Origin of the sequence: Metabacillus rhizosphaerae, assembly GCF_037201795.1 — a bacterium.
Classification (GTDB): Bacteria; Bacillota; Bacilli; order Bacillales; family Bacillaceae; genus Metabacillus; species Metabacillus rhizosphaerae.
Genome location: NZ_CP147403.1, coordinates 2655692 through 2674255, shown reverse-complemented (window position 1 = coordinate 2674255; position 18564 = coordinate 2655692). Strand labels below are relative to the sequence as shown.

General features: G+C 36.5%; 21 protein-coding genes. 1 reads left to right on the top strand and 20 read right to left on the bottom strand.

What is annotated here, in order from left to right:
- Positions 1–14: 14 nt before the first annotated feature.
- The 19 genes from lysA to spoIIM all read right to left on the bottom strand — a co-directional run bounded on the left by lysA (position 15) and on the right by spoIIM (position 16589).
- Entirely contained in the window at positions 15–1337 is a 1323-nt protein-coding gene (lysA, locus tag WCV66_RS13060; protein WP_338789274.1) for a diaminopimelate decarboxylase, read from the bottom strand.
- 278 nt (positions 1338–1615) lie between these two features.
- Positions 1616–3088, bottom strand: coding sequence for a spore germination protein (locus tag WCV66_RS13055; protein ID WP_338789273.1), 1473 nt, complete (start codon positions 3086–3088; stop codon positions 1616–1618).
- On the bottom strand, positions 3072–3650 hold the full coding sequence (locus tag WCV66_RS13050; protein ID WP_066330106.1) for a stage V sporulation protein AE: 579 nt from the start codon (positions 3648–3650) through the stop codon (positions 3072–3074). The genes WCV66_RS13055 and WCV66_RS13050 overlap by 17 nt, the downstream gene beginning before the upstream one ends.
- A 9-nt stretch (positions 3651–3659) precedes the next feature.
- Positions 3660–4010, bottom strand: coding sequence for a stage V sporulation protein AE (gene spoVAE, locus WCV66_RS13045; protein WP_066330112.1), 351 nt, complete (start codon positions 4008–4010; stop codon positions 3660–3662).
- The gene (spoVAD, locus tag WCV66_RS13040; RefSeq protein ID WP_066330115.1) at positions 4010–5032 is read right to left on the bottom strand and encodes a stage V sporulation protein AD; all 1023 of its coding nucleotides are present in this window, start codon (positions 5030–5032) and stop codon (positions 4010–4012) included. Before spoVAD ends, spoVAE begins: the two co-directional genes overlap by 1 nt.
- Positions 5033–5047: 15 nt before the next feature.
- On the bottom strand, positions 5048–5503 hold the full coding sequence (spoVAC, locus tag WCV66_RS13035; protein WP_066330118.1) for a stage V sporulation protein AC: 456 nt from the start codon (positions 5501–5503) through the stop codon (positions 5048–5050).
- Between the two features lie 13 nt (positions 5504–5516).
- Positions 5517–5939, bottom strand: coding sequence for a stage V sporulation protein AB (locus WCV66_RS13030; RefSeq protein WP_066330254.1), 423 nt, complete (start codon positions 5937–5939; stop codon positions 5517–5519).
- The gene (locus tag WCV66_RS13025; RefSeq protein ID WP_066330120.1) at positions 5926–6552 is read right to left on the bottom strand and encodes a stage V sporulation protein AA; all 627 of its coding nucleotides are present in this window, start codon (positions 6550–6552) and stop codon (positions 5926–5928) included. Before WCV66_RS13025 ends, WCV66_RS13030 begins: the two co-directional genes overlap by 14 nt.
- Positions 6553–6927: 375 nt before the next feature.
- The gene (gene sigF / locus WCV66_RS13020) at positions 6928–7686 is read right to left on the bottom strand and encodes an RNA polymerase sporulation sigma factor SigF (RefSeq protein WP_066330125.1); all 759 of its coding nucleotides are present in this window, start codon (positions 7684–7686) and stop codon (positions 6928–6930) included.
- Between the two features lie 13 nt (positions 7687–7699).
- The gene (gene spoIIAB / locus WCV66_RS13015) at positions 7700–8140 is read right to left on the bottom strand and encodes an anti-sigma F factor (protein ID WP_066330128.1); all 441 of its coding nucleotides are present in this window, start codon (positions 8138–8140) and stop codon (positions 7700–7702) included.
- Entirely contained in the window at positions 8137–8490 is a 354-nt protein-coding gene (spoIIAA, locus tag WCV66_RS13010; protein ID WP_066330129.1) for an anti-sigma F factor antagonist, read from the bottom strand. The genes spoIIAB and spoIIAA overlap by 4 nt, the downstream gene beginning before the upstream one ends.
- Positions 8491–8585: 95 nt before the next feature.
- Positions 8586–9749 (bottom strand): D-alanyl-D-alanine carboxypeptidase family protein, encoded by a 1164-nt coding sequence (locus WCV66_RS13005; RefSeq protein WP_338789272.1) that lies wholly within the window; start codon positions 9747–9749, stop codon positions 8586–8588.
- Positions 9750–10149: 400 nt separating this feature from the next.
- Positions 10150–11451 (bottom strand): pyrimidine-nucleoside phosphorylase, encoded by a 1302-nt coding sequence (locus WCV66_RS13000; protein ID WP_338789271.1) that lies wholly within the window; start codon positions 11449–11451, stop codon positions 10150–10152.
- A gap of 20 nt (positions 11452–11471) precedes the next feature.
- Complete coding sequence (locus WCV66_RS12995; RefSeq protein ID WP_338789270.1) at positions 11472–12299, bottom strand: purine-nucleoside phosphorylase; 828 nt, start codon at positions 12297–12299, stop codon at positions 11472–11474.
- Between the two features lie 10 nt (positions 12300–12309).
- Positions 12310–13494, bottom strand: coding sequence for a phosphopentomutase (gene deoB / locus WCV66_RS12990; protein WP_338789269.1), 1185 nt, complete (start codon positions 13492–13494; stop codon positions 12310–12312).
- 242 nt (positions 13495–13736) lie between these two features.
- Positions 13737–14630 (bottom strand): site-specific tyrosine recombinase XerD, encoded by an 894-nt coding sequence (gene xerD, locus WCV66_RS12985; protein WP_338789268.1) that lies wholly within the window; start codon positions 14628–14630, stop codon positions 13737–13739.
- 6 nt (positions 14631–14636) lie between these two features.
- On the bottom strand, positions 14637–14864 hold the full coding sequence (locus WCV66_RS12980) for a YqzK family protein (RefSeq protein WP_066330136.1): 228 nt from the start codon (positions 14862–14864) through the stop codon (positions 14637–14639).
- Between the two features lie 476 nt (positions 14865–15340).
- Entirely contained in the window at positions 15341–15817 is a 477-nt protein-coding gene (locus tag WCV66_RS12975) for a Fur family transcriptional regulator (RefSeq protein WP_338789266.1), read from the bottom strand.
- A 118-nt stretch (positions 15818–15935) separates the two neighbouring features.
- The gene (spoIIM, locus tag WCV66_RS12970) at positions 15936–16589 is read right to left on the bottom strand and encodes a stage II sporulation protein M (protein WP_066330140.1); all 654 of its coding nucleotides are present in this window, start codon (positions 16587–16589) and stop codon (positions 15936–15938) included.
- Between the two features lie 127 nt (positions 16590–16716).
- Between spoIIM and WCV66_RS12965 the strand changes: the two genes are divergently transcribed.
- The gene (locus WCV66_RS12965; RefSeq protein WP_066330141.1) at positions 16717–17277 is read left to right on the top strand and encodes a GNAT family N-acetyltransferase; all 561 of its coding nucleotides are present in this window, start codon (positions 16717–16719) and stop codon (positions 17275–17277) included.
- Between the two features lie 53 nt (positions 17278–17330).
- On the opposite strand, the gene WCV66_RS12960 is transcribed toward WCV66_RS12965, so the two are convergent.
- Positions 17331–18497, bottom strand: a complete 1167-nt coding sequence (locus tag WCV66_RS12960; protein WP_338789265.1) for an endonuclease Q family protein — start codon at positions 18495–18497, stop codon at positions 17331–17333.
- Positions 18498–18564 lie beyond the last annotated feature (67 nt).

Below are 18564 nucleotides of genomic sequence, written 5' to 3'. Positions count from 1 at the left end.
TTAATTCTATTTTCTTAATTTTGCGATACTTTTGATTTTAAAGGTAGATCATTCGCAATTAGATCTTCAAAGCTTTCCCTTTTTATTACAAGCTGTGATTCTCCATTTTCCACGAAAACAACTGCTGGTCGAGGAATTCTGTTATAATTATTCGCCATCGAATATCCATAAGCTCCTGTACAGAAAACAGCTAAGATATCCTCTGGTTTAACCTCTGGTAGTGGTAAATCCCAAATTAACATATCTCCGCTTTCACAGCATTTACCTGCAATTGATACTGGTCTATCATGTTTTTCAGCAACTCTATTCGCTAAAACTGCTTCATATTTTGCTTGATAAAGTGCAGGACGGATATTATCACTCATACCACCATCAATTGCAACGTATTCTCTAATATTAGGTACTGTTTTTTGTGAGCCTACTGTATAAAGCGTCGTACCTGCGTCTCCAACAAGTGAACGGCCTGGTTCGATCCAGATTTCAGGCATGTTTATTCCCATCTCATTCACCTGTTTTTTTACTGCTTCAACAATTTGTTCCACATAATAAGTTGCTGGTAGAGGCTCATCTTCCTCTGTATAACGAATCCCAAATCCTCCGCCTAAATTAACAACCTCTGGTGTAAAGGAGAATTTTTCTCTCCAGGTGTTAATTTTTTCAAAGACTCTCTCAGCCGCAAGAACAAATCCAGCCGTATCAAAAATTTGTGACCCGATATGGCAATGAATTCCTAATAAATGAATGCCTTCTGATTTCAAAACAGCTTCAATTGCTTGTTCGATTTGACCATTTAATAGTCCAAAACCGAATTTTGAATCTTCTTGACCTGTTGTTATATAATCATGTGTATGTGCTTCAACACCTGGAGTTACACGTAAAAGAACTGGTACTTGTTTACTATTACCCTTAGATAATTCTTCAAGCAGGGAAATTTCATAAAAATTATCTACAACGATACAACCTACTCCATGTTCTAAAGCCATTTTTAATTCTGCGCGACTCTTATTATTTCCATGTAAATGGATTCTCGATGCAGGAAAACCAGAAGTAATTGCCGTAAAAAGCTCCCCTCCAGACACAACATCCAATGATAAACCCAGTTCATCAATTAATTGGAACATTGCAATCGATGAAAAGGCTTTACTAGCATAAGCCACTTGTGCACTAACACCCATATTTTCAAAGGCCTTCTTAAAGCTATTAGCACGGTCTTTTATTAAAGCCACATCATAAATATAAAGAGGTGTACCATATTCTTTAGCTAATGTTATCGTATCGACTCCGCCTATTTCTAAATGTCCTTCTTCATTTATCTTGCTCGTACCATGTAAGAACAACTATTATCCCCTCTTTCTACTATATCTAGGCTAGTTAAGAAGCAATGTTCTTTATGACGCTTTAAACAAACTAAAAACACTAGTAGTCCCCCAACAGATCTTTAACAATCCCTATTGTGCGAAAAAAACAACATCCATTATTAATAAGCCGTCTATTGATCTTAAAAGGAAAAAGACAGTTAACACCAGCTGGTCATTAACTGTCTGTTACAAAAGATTCCTTAATAAATTAAACATACAATATCATAAAAGAGGGGTTCTTTCAATGTCGCTTTACCCTAATTTGATTGTTTTTTTACATTTTGAGGATGAACAATGCTTGGTCTAAGTTTTGCACCCGGTACAGATGTTCGAATAATGATTTGCCATAAGGCTTTTGCATTAAAAGGTAAAAAGGGCCATAAGTATGGAGTGTTAAGTGAACGAATGCTTGCTAGCAGTAAAACAAATAGTGTACAGCCTATTACAAAGCCTTCTAGCTTAAATAATGCAACAGCAACCAATAAAATCAAACGTGACATTTTATTTGCAACACTTAACTCATAACTAGGAGTTGCAAACGTTCCGATACCCGCAACTGCAACATATAAAATAACCTCTGGTACAAACAAACCAACATCAATAGCTATTTGTCCGATTAACGCTGCAGCGATTAAACCCATTGCAGTAGATAATGATGTTGGTGTGTGTATGGCAGCCATTCTTAGGAATTCCAGACCGAAGTCTGCGAGGAAAATTTGGACAACAATTGGAATATTCTTTTGATCAGTTGGACCAATAAATGCTATTTCATTTGGCAATAAGGAAGGCTCTAAAACAAATAGAAACCATAGTGGCAAAAGAAAGACAGACGAGATAATGCCTAAAAATCGAACCCATCTTAAAAATGTCCCTACTGCAGGGGCCTGGCGATATTCTTCCGCATGTTGAACATGATGAAACAATGTTGTTGGAGTAATGATAACACTTGGTGATGTATCAACAATAAGTATGACATGTCCTTCCAATAAATGATTTGCTGCAACATCTGGTCTCTCTGTATAACGTACTAATGGATAAGGGTTAAATCCCTGTCTCACTAAAAATTCCTCGATCGTTTTGTCTGCCATTGTAATTCCGTCTATTTTGATTGTTTCTAATTCCTTTTTAATTGTTTTTACTAGCCCAGGATCTGCAACATCTTCTATATAAGCAATACATAGATCGGTTTTAGATCGTTCTCCAATTCTCATCATTTCATATCTTAAACGCTCATCTCTAATTCTTCGTCTAATTAGCCCCGTATTTACAATGATATTTTCAACAAAGCCATCTCTTGCTCCTCGAACAATTTTTTCTGTATCAGGCTCTGCAGGCTGCCGTCCAGGATAACTCCTTACATCTACAACATAGCCGAAATCACTGCCTTCCATTAAAAATACAATTAAACCTGAAAGAACTTGATCAACAACTTCATCTAATGTTTTTATTTTTTGTACTGATTGGTTAACGATTCGATTCTCAAGGATTTCCTTAAATTTTGTATGATCTACCTCATTGTCACTAATGGATGTGACATTCTTTAAGATCTCAGTAATATAGCCTGTATCACATAGCCCGTTTAAAAAATACATATTGACTTGGTAATCTAAAATATATAGCTTTCTTATGCCTAAATCAAAACTAATATTTAATCCTACATTTTCTTTAAAGTACCGTTCATTTTCCGCAAGATTTCCTGATATTGGTTTCTTATCAGTTTTTGTTGTCATGATAGCCGCTCCTTTCTAAAATAAGTTTTACAGCTTTCATTGTGACTGGACAACCGTTTTTCACACTGTCCTTTCGCGCCATTTTGCCGATGTCACCTATTCCTACAATAATTGGAACATCAATCTCGTCTAGGCAATAAACAGTGTCACCACTTATCCTCCCAACCTCAAGATCCTTTAACCCACCTTTATCTACACCGTATTCTGTTAACTCACCGAAACGATCAATACTTACATCTACTTTTGCCCACTCGGTTTGATGTGTCTTTGATGCGACAGCAATCACACCAAGTACTTCAATATTTTGATGTCCGGCCACATATTTCAAGGCCGTTTCACCTGCTCCTTCACCTAATAATCCACAATCATCAAACATAACAAAAACAGGATCATTTTTAGCCTCGAGAATAAGCTGAACAATGTGTGGTCCACTCAAAGTTGTCGGATTTCCTTGAGTTCTAGATATTACTCTTCCACCTATTTCAGCTGCAACATATTCGATTGTTCTTGCTGCATACTCATCCCCATCTGTAACTAATATTACCTGTCTTTGTTTTGTCAATGTTTAATCCTATCCTTTCGGTTTAAAAATAAGGGCCATGATAAAAGCGAACAGTATCGCAGCTGATATCCCGGCTGAAGTTAATTCAAAGATCCCAATGCCAATTCCTATAAAACCATGTTCATGAGCTTGCTCCATTGCCCCATGAAGTAATGAATGTCCAAAGCTTGTGATTGGAACAGTTGCCCCTGCTCCTGCGAACTCAATTAACTTATCATAAAGACCAAATCCATCTAAAATCGCACCTGATACGACGAAAGTACTCATCACATGTGCAGGCGTGAACTTTACAATATCTAAAAGTAACTGCCCAACTACACAAATAGCACCTCCTACTATAAAAGCCAATAAGTACTCCATTAGCTATTCACACTCCCATCAGCTCTTTCAAAAACAACACCGTGTGCGATAGTAGGGATAGATTCTTTTTGTTGAATCATTGTCGGGCTTAATAATGCTCCTGTTGCCACTACAAAAACACGGTTTAGGTTTCCTTTTTCTAATTCATTAAATATATGACTATATGTTACAACAGCTGAACACCCACACCCACTGCCACCTGCAAATACCTTTTGATCGGGACGATAGACGATTAAACCACAATCATTGTGTTTGTCGTGAACATCATAGCCTTCATCTTTAAGCATTTCTTTAACAATTGGACTACCCACTCCAGACAAATCACCAGTTAAAAACATGTCATAATCATCCGGAGTCCTATTTAAATCTTTTAAATGCTGTGCAATTGTATCAGCTGCCGCAGGTGCCATCGCAGAACCCATATCAAACGGATTTTTGATACCAAGATCAGCTACTTTCCCAATTGTAGCTGATGTAATACGTATGTTGCTGACCTCTTTACTTATTAATACAGCACCAGAACCTGTTACAGTAAACGTTGCAGTATCTGGCTTTTGACCACCATATTCGGTTGGATTGCGAAATTGTCTTTCCGCAGTAGCATTATGACTACTTGTTGCTGCTAGCACATTACTAGCAAAGCCACCATCTATTAGGGCAGATCCAACTGCTACGGTTTCCATAGATGTTGAACATGCACCAAACATGCAAAGAAATGGGATATTTACATGTCTAGCAACATAATTTGCTGTTACATTTTGATTTAACAAATCTCCCGCTAAAAAAAGATCAATATCATCAGTGGTTTTATTCCCTTTCTTTAAACATTGTTCTATTGCTTGCTCCATTAATCGTCTTTCGGCAAGCTCCCAATTGTCTTCACCACAATGAAGTTCTTTATGCTTCACATCAAATAATTGGCCTAAGGGACCATCTGCTTCCTTAGGACCAACAGCGGTTCCACTTGATTGTACAAATAATGGATTTTCAAATTGCCAAGTTTGTTTACCAGTTAATTTCATAAGTGTCACCTCACCTTAAAATACAATCCCATAGAAATAACGAATAATACCTACAATGTACGCTGCTACAACCCCAAATACGATGACACTACCGGCTAGCTTAAACATATTGGTTGCAATACCTAAAACAATCCCTTCACTTCGATGCTCAATTGCAGCACTTGTCATGGAATTTGCAAAACCAGTAATAGGAACTGCAGATCCTGCACCCGCAAACTGTCCAAGTTTATCATAAACACCTATTCCAGTTAAAATGGCTGAGATTAGAATCAACGTTCCTGCAGTAGGATTGCCTGCATCCTTCTCAGAAAAATTTAATACATTAATGTAAAAATTTTGGATACCTTGACCAATCATACAAATAAACCCACCTATTAGAAATGCTTTTAAGCAGTTTAAAACGTAAGGTGTTTTTGGTTGATAGCTTTTAATCTGATTTTTATAGTCATCCTTCATTTTAGAGTTTGCCATGCTTCTACCTCCTTTAATGATTCACGAAATAGATCCAGTGGAAAAGGGAACCAATAATTTTCCCAAACACAATCGCCATTAACAGAATAACAATTTTATCTCCTAATCCAATCCGCTTTGCTAAGATCGGAAAAACATTTAATACCTCTGTTAAGGCGGCTGCTAACATTCCAATGAACATCCCACTAAAAAGTCCAATTGGAATAAGCCATAACTCTGACTGGAATAGTACTGTATCTCGTAAGCTCATCCAGCCTGTAATAACAGTTCCGAGAATAATCGCCCACTCATATACTTGGATAAAATGGTTTGTTTTTGTTAGCTGAGTTAGCCTTGGAATAATCCCGAGTACAGCTAAAAAAGCTACAAACCCAGTACCTACAACTAGCCCCCCTGACAAGCCAATAATAATTAAGATCACACTATTTACGATCATTATCAACGTTGTTCAAATTCTCCTTATTTTCATTCATTGCAACATATTTATCTAAATCTAGCTGATAATTAAAGATTTCAACTTCCAGGGGGCTTGGTTCCTCATTAATTTTTTTCTTAAATAAATGATTGAAAAACAAAACCATTCCTAATCCTAATCCAATTGAATATGGAATTTGCAGTAAGAGTGGTTGATCATTTGAATTCCCCGTTACAATTTTATGGATACGTTGATGAACTTGCTGCATACTTACATCCTCATGAAAGTTCATAATTGCAAGCCCCGAACCTATAAATAGTAGGATCCATACAGCAAGAAATAAGATTGGTGAAAGCTTCTTTTTTTCGTACACGATTTCAACGATTGTTTGTGAAGATCCAATTGTCTGGACATCAATAAGGTGGTCAAATTTATGTATTTCTTTTAAAACGTGCATGACGTCTATTACCACCATATTTTTATCACTCGGTTTAATTTTGTGAATAAATAGTTGTCTTAGTTTTTCCGTCAACCCCTTATCGCCGACGACGAGTGCGATTTTATCAATCGTAATGACATCGTTAGGATGGACTTGAATGCGATGACGAAGTCGAATATATACCGTCTTTTCCATCAAGATTCACTTCCTAATGATTTGGTTTATAAGCAAGGTTGGATACAGAACATTCTAACTAATAATAATTCCAATCAATTTTTAAAAACGGACGAATTTAGTATAGTAAATTATATTTTGTTACCTCATACAGAGCCCCACATTGCTTTAGATGTTCGTTTTTTACTGTCATAAATTCGTCTTATTAATTTTGTTCGTATATGTAGTATGCATTTGCTGATTTTTAATCATGCAAGCCTTAGCTGAAGTCCAATAATTACCATGGAAGGACAGCATTATTTTACTTTGATTTATATACGTTATAGTCGAATATTTGGTGTATTCCCATAAGGATTAAAACGACAAAAAAGCTGACCCAATAAGGCCAGCTTTTTTCTATTGATTCATTTTATCCTTCATTTGCTGTAAGATCTTCTTTTCAAGTCGTGATACTTGTACTTGAGATATTCCTAACCGCTCTGCAACTTCAGATTGTGTTTGGTCTTTATAATACCTTAAGTATACGATAAGTCTTTCTCGTTCATCGAGATCACGAATTGCATCTTTTAACACGATTTTATCGAACCATTTTGTTTCCGTATTATCAGCTATTTGATCGAGCAATGTAATCGGATCACCATCATTCTCGTAAACCGTCTCATGAATGGATGAAGGTGCTCTTACAGCTTCTTGAGCGAGAACCACATCTTCGGGAGAAATGTCTAAGTAGTTTGCGATTTCTGCTACAGTGGGAACCTTCCCCATTGTTTTCGAGAGTTCATCACGAGCACGTCGAATTTTATTGCCTAGTTCTTTTAATGATCGACTAACCTTTACTGTCCCATCATCTCGGATAAATCGCTGAATTTCTCCAATAATCATAGGTACTGCATAGGTTGAAAATCGCACATCATAAGATAAATCAAATTTATCGACAGATTTCAGTAAACCAATACTTCCAATTTGAAATAAATCATCAGGCTCATAACCGCGGTTCAAAAAGCGTTGAACAACTGACCAAACGAGACGCATATTTTTTTGAATAATTAAATCACGAGCCTCTTGGTCCCCTTCTTGACTGCGACGAATTAACTCCTTGACTTCATGGTCCTTTAACTGTGTCTTTGAATTATCGTTCTTGACCTCCACATCCATAGCAAGTCTCCCTTTAATTGCATAAAGCTTTACTTTTCGATAAGTGTTTTGTCAGCCTAACTGTTGTACCTCTTGTTTCTAACGACTCTACCTTAATTTCATCCATAAAATTCTCCATGATTGTAAAACCCATACCTGATCGTTCAAGTTCAGGCTTTGTTGTATAGAGAGGTTGTCTCGCTTCTTCAATGTCAGCAATCCCTATACCTTCATCACGAATTGTCATATGGATGACATCATCCTCTAATGTAACTGAAATGAACACAATACCATTTGGATCATTTTCATATCCATGAATGATCGCATTTGTCACTGCCTCAGAAACGACTGTTTTTATTTCCGTCAATTCATCCATTGTCGGATCAAGTTGTGCAATAAATGCTGCTACCGTGACCCTTGCAAAGGATTCATTTTGACTAAGTGCTGAAAATTGGAGGTTCATTTCATTTTTCATGATGCCACCCCCAATGTTTGCAGTGCTTTTTGCTCATCATCTTCTAAACGGATAATTTTAAATAACCCTGACATATCAAATAATCGTTTTACAGCAGGAGAAATTGCACACACAACCATCTCTCCACCTGAAGCTTTAATTTGTTTGTATCTTCCTAAAATCACACCCAAACCGGAGCTATCCATAAACGATAAATTTTCAAGATTTAACATAATATGCTTAATAGGATTCGTGGCTAACGTCTCTGTAACTTTTGCACGTAATTCTTCAGCTGCATGATGATCAAGCTCACCTGAAAGTCTTACACATAATACAGCTTCCTTCACATCAAGTTCAATCGCTAGACTCAAGGTTTTACCCCTCCTTAATTTCTGGATAAAGAGTCATTCTTGATTGAAACTTCATTTTCCTGCATGGTGACAAAACTAGTGGTTATTCGTCAACATTAGCTAGACTTTGTAAAATCCCCCATTACCCGTTTAAATAACTGCCACCAGCTCGCTTCTGAAATATCTTTTTCGGCTACTAATTTGCTTTCAGCCAGAATTTTGTCATCTTTCTTTAATTGAAGAGAACCTAGCTCATCACCTTTTTCAATAGGTGCTTTCACATCTTTTTTCATCACAATCTCTTGAGTCACATCATCCACATTTTCACCCTTTTTAGTAAGGACTGAAATTGGCTCAGATGTCATTAAGTTTGCTTCTTTTTCACTACCCTTGCTTACTTTCACCTTTGTTAAAACATGATCTTTTTCAAATAGAGGATGTGTTTGATACTGACTAAATGCATAATCTAGCATTTTTGTTACTTGTGCATTACGGTCTTTCGGTGTATCTGCTCCAAAAACAACTGCAATTACACGCATATTATCTTTTTTTGCAGTTGCCGTTAAGCAATACTTCGCTTCATTTGTAAACCCAGTTTTCACTCCATCAACACCTGGATAAAACTTAACAAGGCGATTCGTATTAACTAGCCAGAATTTCTTGTCAGTTCCTTCTCGTAAATAATCCTCATATTTACCGGTAAATTTCGTAATTTCTTCATACTTTAATAACTCTTTTGCCATTAAAGCCATGTCATGAGCCGAGCTATAATGGTCAGGCTCAGGCAAACCTGTCGGATTTTTAAAATGAGTGTTTTTCAATCCTAGCTCTTCTACTCTCTTGTTCATCATATTTACAAACTGTTCAGTAGAGCCTGCTATTTTTTCAGCCATTGCAACTGACGCATCATTTCCAGATCCAATCGCAATACCTTTTAACATTTGCTCGACAGTCATTTCTTCTCCGGCCTCTAAGAAAATCTGCGAACCGCCCATTGAAGCAGCATATTCACTTGTACGAACTTTTTCATCCCATTTAATTTGATTATTTTCGAGCGATTCCATAATTAATAGCATCGTCATTATTTTTGTCATACTTGCTGGAGGCAGCTTTTCATCACTATTTTTATCGTACAAAATCGTTCCCGTATCTCGTTCGATTAAAACAGCTGACTTCGCTTTATCTGCAAGTTCGACAGTTGTAGATTCTTTGGCAAATGCCACTGGTGTGACAGAAATAAGCATTGCTATAAGCGTAAAACAAGAAAGTATCCGTTTCATTTCATAAGCCCTCCATTCTTTATACATCCATTTTTTCCATTTGGAGGGAAATTATACTAGGGTGGAGGAAAGATTTTTTATAGGTAGTTATTCTATTGAAATGTGATAACGCTTATCACATGTGCTACCAGTAACCTTGAAATTTAAAGATGAAAGAATCTTATAGGAGGTTGTACGAGATGAGAATTGGTCTCTTCTTTTTGCCACTTTGGTGCATCTTCCCCTCTTAATTTTGCGCCACTTTTGCACTAGTTGCGTCTATTCTGGCTTTGATCACTTCTTTACTATTTGAGACTTTTTTTTGAAATTTGAACATTTCTTTTCTCTCTTTATTAACTTGTATTAAGTCCACACTTAAAAACCACAGCCCATTAGGCTGTGGTCAATTCAATAAATCCCTCTATTCCACCGTGGCATAAATCAATTTCGGTGCTTTTACCTCACTACTGGATATCGATATGCTACTATACAACTTGTTCATCACGTCATCTACATTTTCTTGGTTGCTGTGAATCGTAACAAGAGATTCACCTTTTTTAACAAAGTCACCAATTTTTTTATTTAATATTAAGCCAACTGCTAAATCAATTTGTGATTCTTTTGTTGCACGTCCTGCTCCGAGTAGCATGGCTGCAGTTCCAACTGAGTCAGCAATAATCTCAGAAACGTAGCCTTCTTGTTCTGCCTCTAGTTCAACGATAAACTTCGCTTGTGGTAGAGTATCTGGATGATCAACAACAGATCCATCTCCACCTTGCGCTTCTAAAAATATTTTCAGTGTTTTCAGTGCATCTCCGTTGCTCATGACTTCCACAAGCATTGATCGAGCTTCATCTAGTGTCTTTGCTTTTTCAGCTAAGAGGACCATGTAGCTTCCTAGTGTTAAACAAAGCTCTTCCAAGTCTGTTGGTCCTTTTCCACTTAAGGTATCAATTGCTTCTTTTACTTCTAGTGCATTGCCAATTGCGTATCCTAATGGCTGGCTCATATCAGAAATAACGGCCATTGTTCTCCGACCAACTAAATTTCCAATGTCAACCATTGCTTTGGCAAGTTCTTTTGAATCCTCTAGATCTTTCATGAACGCACCGGCGCCCGTTTTTACATCTAATACGATGGCATCTGCACCTGCTGCAATTTTTTTACTCATGATGGAGCTTGCAATGAGTGGAATGCTATTTACCGTTGCTGTAACATCACGTAATCCATATAGCTTTTTATCAGCTGGGGTAAGGTTCCCACTTTGACCGATTACAGCGATTTTGTTTTTATTCACTAGCTCAATAAATTGTTTATTTTCTATTTCTACGTGAAAGCCAGGTACGGATTCTAGTTTATCGATTGTACCGCCTGTATGACCTAAACCACGTCCTGACATTTTTGCAACGGGCACCCCGACTGCAGCTACTAATGGGCCTAATACAAGTGTTGTAGTATCACCAACTCCACCTGTACTGTGCTTATCCACTTTAATTCCTTGAATTTCACTTAAATCGATTGTGTCACCGGAATGGACCATGGCCATTGTTAGCTCTGCACGCTCATTGTCTGTCATACCTTGGAAATAAACAGCCATTGTAAAAGCACTCATTTGATAATCTGGAATATCACCAGAAGTATAAGCTTTAATGATATGATGGATTTCTTCTTTTGTTAATTCTTGGCCATCTCTTTTTTTCTCAATTAAATCAACCATTCTCATAGATAATCTCACCTTTATTTTTAGTTTGATGACTGGATCTTCTCTACGATACTTTTTACTAATTTTAAAAAGTTGACACGCACTTTATCCGTGGTTTCGATCACTTCGTCATGCGATAGAGGTTGATCTAAAATACCTGCAGCCATATTGGAAATACAGGATATACCTAATACATTTAGTCCTGCATGTCTAGCGATGATGACCTCTGGTACCGTTGACATACCGACTGCATCTCCTCCTAATGTACGAAGGGCGCGTACTTCTGCAGGAGTTTCATAGGATGGTCCAGTATTACCAACATATACTCCTTCTTGAAGCTTAATATTAAGCTCACTAGCAATATTTTTTGCCATATCTCGAAGCTTTCTATTGTAACTCTCTGACATATCTGGGAAACGAACTCCTATATTAGCGTCATTTGGCCCAATCAAAGGATTTGTCCCCATATTATTAATATGATCGGTGATTAACATTAAATCACCAGCTTCGAAGGACTCATTAATTCCCCCTGCTGCATTTGTGACGATTAATGTTTCAACTCCAAGCTCTTTCATCACTCGAACTGGTGCTGTTACTTTGTCTAAACTATATCCCTCATAAAAATGGAAGCGGCCTTGCATTGCAATTACTTTTGCTTCCTTAAGTGTTCCTATTACAAGTTGACCTGCGTGTCCTTCAACTGTTGATACTGGAAAATTCGGGATTTCATTGTATGGAATCTTTACAGGGTTTTCGATTTCATCTGCTAATACTCCTAAACCTGAGCCTAAAATCAGACCGATTTTTGGTGTATCCTCGTATTTCGATTTCACATAACTCGCAGCTTCTTTAATTGCATCGTAATTCATATGTATCCTCCTATTCTAAATCTGCTAAAAAACTTTTTCCGAATGCAGGCATTTTTACTGCAAAATTATCAGCAATGGTTGCCCCAATATCAGCAAACGTCTCTCTTATTTGCAGCTCTTTACCTATTTTTAAACGCGGACTATAAACCAGTAATGGAACATATTCTCTTGTATGATCTGTTCCGTGGTGAATAGGATCATTGCCATGGTCTGCTGTGATAATTAAAAGATCTTGTTCCGTTAATTTGTCAAGGACTTCTGTTAATCTTGCATCAAATTCTTCTAGCGCTTTACCGTATCCAGCGGGATCACGACGGTGACCATATAATGCATCAAAATCTACTAAGTTTACAAAACTAATACCAGTAAAATCTATGCCAACAGTATCATTTAGCTTATCCATGCCATCCATATTGGATTTTGTTCGTAATGATTTTGTGATTCCTTCACCATCATAAATATCAGAAATCTTCCCGATAGACAAAACATCATATCCACTATCTTTTAGCTCATTCATGACTGTCCGATCAAAAGGTTTTAAAGCATAGTCATGACGATTTGCAGTTCGTGTGAATTCCCCATGATTACCTAGGAATGGACGAGCAATGATACGTCCTACCATATATTTTTCATCTAATGTCATTTCACGTGCTAGTTCACATATTTTATATAGTTCATCTAGTGGAACAATTTCCTCATGTGCAGCAATTTGCAAGACTGAGTCTGCAGATGTATACACAATTAATGCCCCTGTATTTATATGCTCTTCGCCTAATTCATCTAATATTTCCGTTCCTGATGCAGGCTTATTACCAATAATTTTACGACCCGTTTTTTCTTCTAATTCGTTGATAAGATCTGGTGGGAAACCATCTGGAAAGACTCTGAAGGGTTGCTTTATATTAAGCCCCATAATCTCCCAATGCCCGGTCATTGTATCTTTGCCATTCGATGCTTCCTGCATTTTTGTATAAAAAGCTAGTGGCTGTTCTTGTTTTGGTATTCCGTTAATTTCACGAATATTACTTAGACCTAGCTTAGCCATATTAGGCATATTTAGCCCACCCATATGTTCTGCTATGTGTCCAAGCGTGTCTGAGCCAAGGTCGTTAAACTTGTCTGCATCTGGAGCTTCTCCAATGCCAACTGAATCCATCACAATTAAAAAAATTCGTTTATATGTATAATTTGCCATGCAAATCCTCCTTCTTTCATATTCTCTTAACTTACTGTTCCCTAATAACACTATATTCAATTCGAAAATGAGAACTTGTCGGAAGTCTGACAACTAAACCATGTCTCTATTATAAACCCCTTACATGAACATTGACAACTTTTAAGGAGTAAATTCAATTTTCTATTCTTTATTTTTTCAAAGCATTGATCTATTTCCTGCTTAACGATAAAAAAGCATCTCCACAAATGTGTGATGCCTCGTTAAGCCCTAGGATGAAATTGATTATAAACATCCTTTAATCTAGTTTTTGTTACATGTGTATAAATTTGAGTTGTTGAAATATCTGCATGCCCGAGCATTTCTTGAACAGCTCTTAAATCTGCACCGTTCTCAAGTAAATGTGTTGCAAAGGAATGTCTTAAAGTATGTGGTGTGAGCTCTTTATTCACATTTGCTTCTAGTGCTATTTTCTTTAGATTTTTCCAAAAGCCTTGCCTAGTAATTCGTTTTCCGTGATGATTGACGAAGAGAGCTTCAGTTGGCTGCTTTGCATTTAATAATTTTGGTCTTCCCTTTTCAATATAATTGGTAATGACCTCAGTTGCTGTTCGACCAATTGGAACAATTCGTTCTTTATTCCCTTTTCCATAACATCGAATAAATCCCATTGTTAAATGAACATCTGTTAGGTTAAGATTAATCATCTCGCTTACTCGAATTCCAGTGGCATATAAAAGCTCAAGCATTGCTTTATCTCGATAGCCAAACGGAGTTGTAAGCTTTGGTGTATCAAGCAGCATTTCCACCTCTTGTAAAGAGAGGATTTTAGGTAAATTCCGTTCTAATTGTGGAGACTCAATTAATACAGATGGATCCTGGTCTGCTTGCTTTTCTCTTAGCAAAAATTGATGAAGCGAGCGTATGGATGCTGTATGTCTCGCAATCGTTTTACTTGATTTCCCAGCTTCTTTTAAGGATTTTAAGAATTGAATAATATGAAGACGTGTGACATCATTAAATGTTTTAATTTGTTGATTTTCCGTTAAATGCTTTTGATAACTTTTTAAATCTCTTTCATAAGATACGATAGTGTTATTGGATAAACCTCGTTCTACTATTAAATAGTGGATAAAATCTTTTATTTGATCCTTCAAAATCGTCTACTCCCCATTGTCAATAAAGAACATTAATCTGTTAAACCAGCTTTCTTCCTCATTGTTAACCATGTTTGTTACTTTTAAGGCAGCTCCTTCTGGCTGATCATATCGATGTAATTCCTGATACTCTAAGTTCACCCAAATGATAGCATAATAGAATAAAATCGTAAATCCAGTGAATAAAATAAATACCTTTAACATATCTCTAACCGTCTTTAACCAGCGAATCATAAGGAACCTCCAACTCTATTCGGTGATTTACTCCGCCCAAAACGAAGATTGTCAATAAATTTCTTTTAGTCTATTTGATTTTGAAGGATCATACGTTAACGAGGAGTTTTTATTATCGTTTTGGAAATTATAAAATTTTTGTACTGTGGATAAGCGCTTTTACATCCAGCTCCAGCGCCTAGCCCCTCTAGGGTCTAGCCAATTTAGTATTGAAGGCAAAGAGCGCCTTCTATTCTAAATCGTCTTATTTGCCCTAGGCTGAACGAGGCGCTTGCGCTTTTGTACTGATTATTAGAAGATATGCCAAAAAGGACAAACTTTATACATCATTTTTATTTTTTTGTTAATCTTTAAACATGATTTTTCATGTACTAAATAAAGAGCTATTGCTGGATATAGAAGCAATTTTCCAAATTTCAATGTATTTAAAGTTTTGTAAACGACAAAAAAAGCCTAACTATGTATGTTAGACTCTGTTACTCATCATTATTAGGCTCTTGTTGTTCGTTTTCCGCCTTTTCCTGACATTTCACACATATTCCGTGAAATGTTAGGCGGTGATCTTTTATTTTAAAATTCCATTTACTTTCAACGATTTCTTCAACATCTTCTAGTAAATCTTCTTCAATTTCAGCTACAGAACCACATTCAATACATACTAAATGGTGGTGAAAATGTGCTGCTCCTTCTTTACGAAGATCGTATCTAGATACACCATCACCAAAGTTTATTTTATCGACAACTTTTAATTCAGTTAATAATTCCAAAGTACGATATACTGTTGCTAGTCCAATTTCGGGTGCTTTTTCTTTTACGAGAAGGTACACATCTTCAGCACTTAAGTGATCTTCTTCATTTTCTAGTAATACCCGAACAGTTGCTTCACGCTGCGGTGTTAGCTTATAGCTAGCAGAGTGCAGCTGCTTCTTGATCCGATCAATGCGGTTTTCCATAACTACTTTTCCTCCCTCGCCGCGTTCCCAAAACTATTATATATCATTTGGAAGGAAAGTGTCCAACTAAAATCATTACAATCTAATAAACATAATCTATATTAATTAATAATAATTATTATTTACTTACAAACTCTACTACATTTTTCATTAAAAATGGTGATGCGTAAGCTTCAAACCCAGATGCTACTATAGCAAGAACTCCAATAAATAAAAACACGGTTACATACCGCATAAATAAAGAGAATGGGGCCTCTAAATTACTTGTTTTCTTTACGAATAGCTGTCTGATGATCTTTAACGTAAAGGCAATTGCAACGGAACACATAATGATAAAGGCTGGGATAAGCAGCACATTTTGCGGTAGTACTGTAACAAATGAGAGTAAAAAGCCCTTTAATCCTAATTGATTCACTAAAAATCCGACTGTGAAACCAACGACCATACCTTTTATAAAAAGCATAACTAATATGACTGGTAGTCCAATGATTGAAATACCTAAGATCCACATTAAGCCTAAGTATTTTAAGTTATGAAAAAAACTTTGTTGGAACATATCTGTAGAACTTGCTACTTTCCCTTCAGCAACTTGTCCGAAAAATCGGTTTAAATAGTAGTATAAGTCTTCTTTTTGACTTAAGTTCATACTGTTTACAATAATCGCGCCAAAAATAACCCCCATTAGAAACAAAACAAACACAAACAGATATATTGAAGAATGCTCTTTAAGATGCTGCTTTATCATTGCACTGATTGGCAGTTGTCTACGCATATTATTTCCTCCCGTCATTCACTTACTAGAGTATATGAGAGGATCACTATTCTATGACTCAAAAAGTTGGTTTTCTTTTCTAGTTTTCTATTATATACTTTTATAAAAATGAAGAGGATGTGTAGAAATGAATCCTATTTTACTAGATTTCCCTTCTGAATTCACAACAAAACACCTACTCCTTCGCGCCCCTAAGTTTGGTGATGGCAAAGCAGTTAATTCGGCAATTCTTGCTTCGATTAACGAGTTAAAACAATGGCTACCTTTTGCACAGCAAGCTCCAACGCTTGAGGATACCGAAATAAACACTAGAGAAGCAATCGCAAAATTTATTTCACGCGAAGATTTGCGCTTTCTTATATTTGATCGATTTACTGATCAGTTTATCGGGAGTACTGGCCTACATAGAATAAATTGGGAGATACGTAGCTTTGAAATTGGTTACTGGATCGATTCAAGATTCAGTGGTAAAGGGTTCATGACAGAAGCTGTCCAAGGATTAATATATTTTGCTGAAACAGAACTTGCTGCTAAACGAATTGAAATTAGATGTGATTCAAATAATGTTAAAAGTCGAAATATACCTGAAAAATTAGGATTTACATTAGAGGGTACGTTTCATCATGACGCTCTGTCAGCAGATGGTACGTCACTGAGAGATACATCTGTGTTCGCTAAAATTATCTAAAGGAAATGAACTGATAGGGGGAAATACAAATAAGTACTTTTCCCCCATCTTCACTAAATTCCTGTAACCTTTCCATACGTTCCGCCACCGCCAGATGTCACTTGGAGGCGACCTTCTCTTCCAGCCACTATATACTCTACAATTTTTTCTGGTACTACCTTCTGAAGTTCATGCTTAGGTACTTCATGTAGTATGTTCATCTCGGTTCCGAACATGTCCTTCAATTTTTCTAATGTTTTCGGACCAATACCAGGAATAAATTGAAGTGGAACTTGATGAATATATGGAGGACGAATATTGGTATTTTCTATTGAACTTGCTAGTTCTTTGAGCCGTTTTGATACTCCTTTTACAAAACGAGTACTACCGCAGTTTTCACATTTTACTTGATCTGCTTCCGGCTTTATACCACATTTTTCACATGTTGTTTCATAATATTTTCCCAAATATGGATTTAAACCATAATTAGCTTCTACACCTCTACCATCTTCCCCAGCTAGTGCTTTTTTCAATTCTAAAAAGCTTGGTTCTTGCAAAACTAGTTTTTGGTATTCTCTCCCAATTTTCGGCAATGAATGAGCATCTGAATTGGTTAAGTACGTAAAGTTATGTAACTCAGCTATTTGGTCCGCCATCGTGGTATCAGAGCTTAATCCAAGTTCAACCGCATCAATTAGGCTTCCATCAAAAACCTCTTTCAATGAATACGTTACTCCACTTCCAAATAAGCTTTTGTGAGGTGTAAAAATATGAGCAGGTATAAATATCCCACCTAGGTTTTTAACAACCTTCTGTAATGTTTTTCCTTCTTCATAAATTCTTTGTGAACTTAACGTAATATTTGTTAATCGCGAAGAAAGCCATGTAGAAAACTCCTGCATTTTTTCAAGTGATGGCATAAAGGCCAATACATGGATCGGACCTTTGCAAGCATCATCATAAATTTCCAGCTCACTACCGAGAATTAAGGTTGTATTGTTAAAGCGAATGCCACCGTTTTCTAGCTCGACACAATCACCATTTTTAACAAGCTTAGTAAGCGTCAGTAATACTTCAGGTACATGAAAGTCAATGATTCCTACAATATCAATTCCTTTATGCTCACTAGCTTCGACTAATATATTTTCTAAGGTGAGCGTTCGTGAGGCTGTAATTTTCACTGGCTTTCCAGAAGTTGTTTGACCGATATGAATATGTAAATCAGCAAAATAACGATTCATGATGTTAACAAACCTCCTGTCGAGTGTTTACGCCAATTTAATACGAAGGTTAGACTAAGTTTTACTA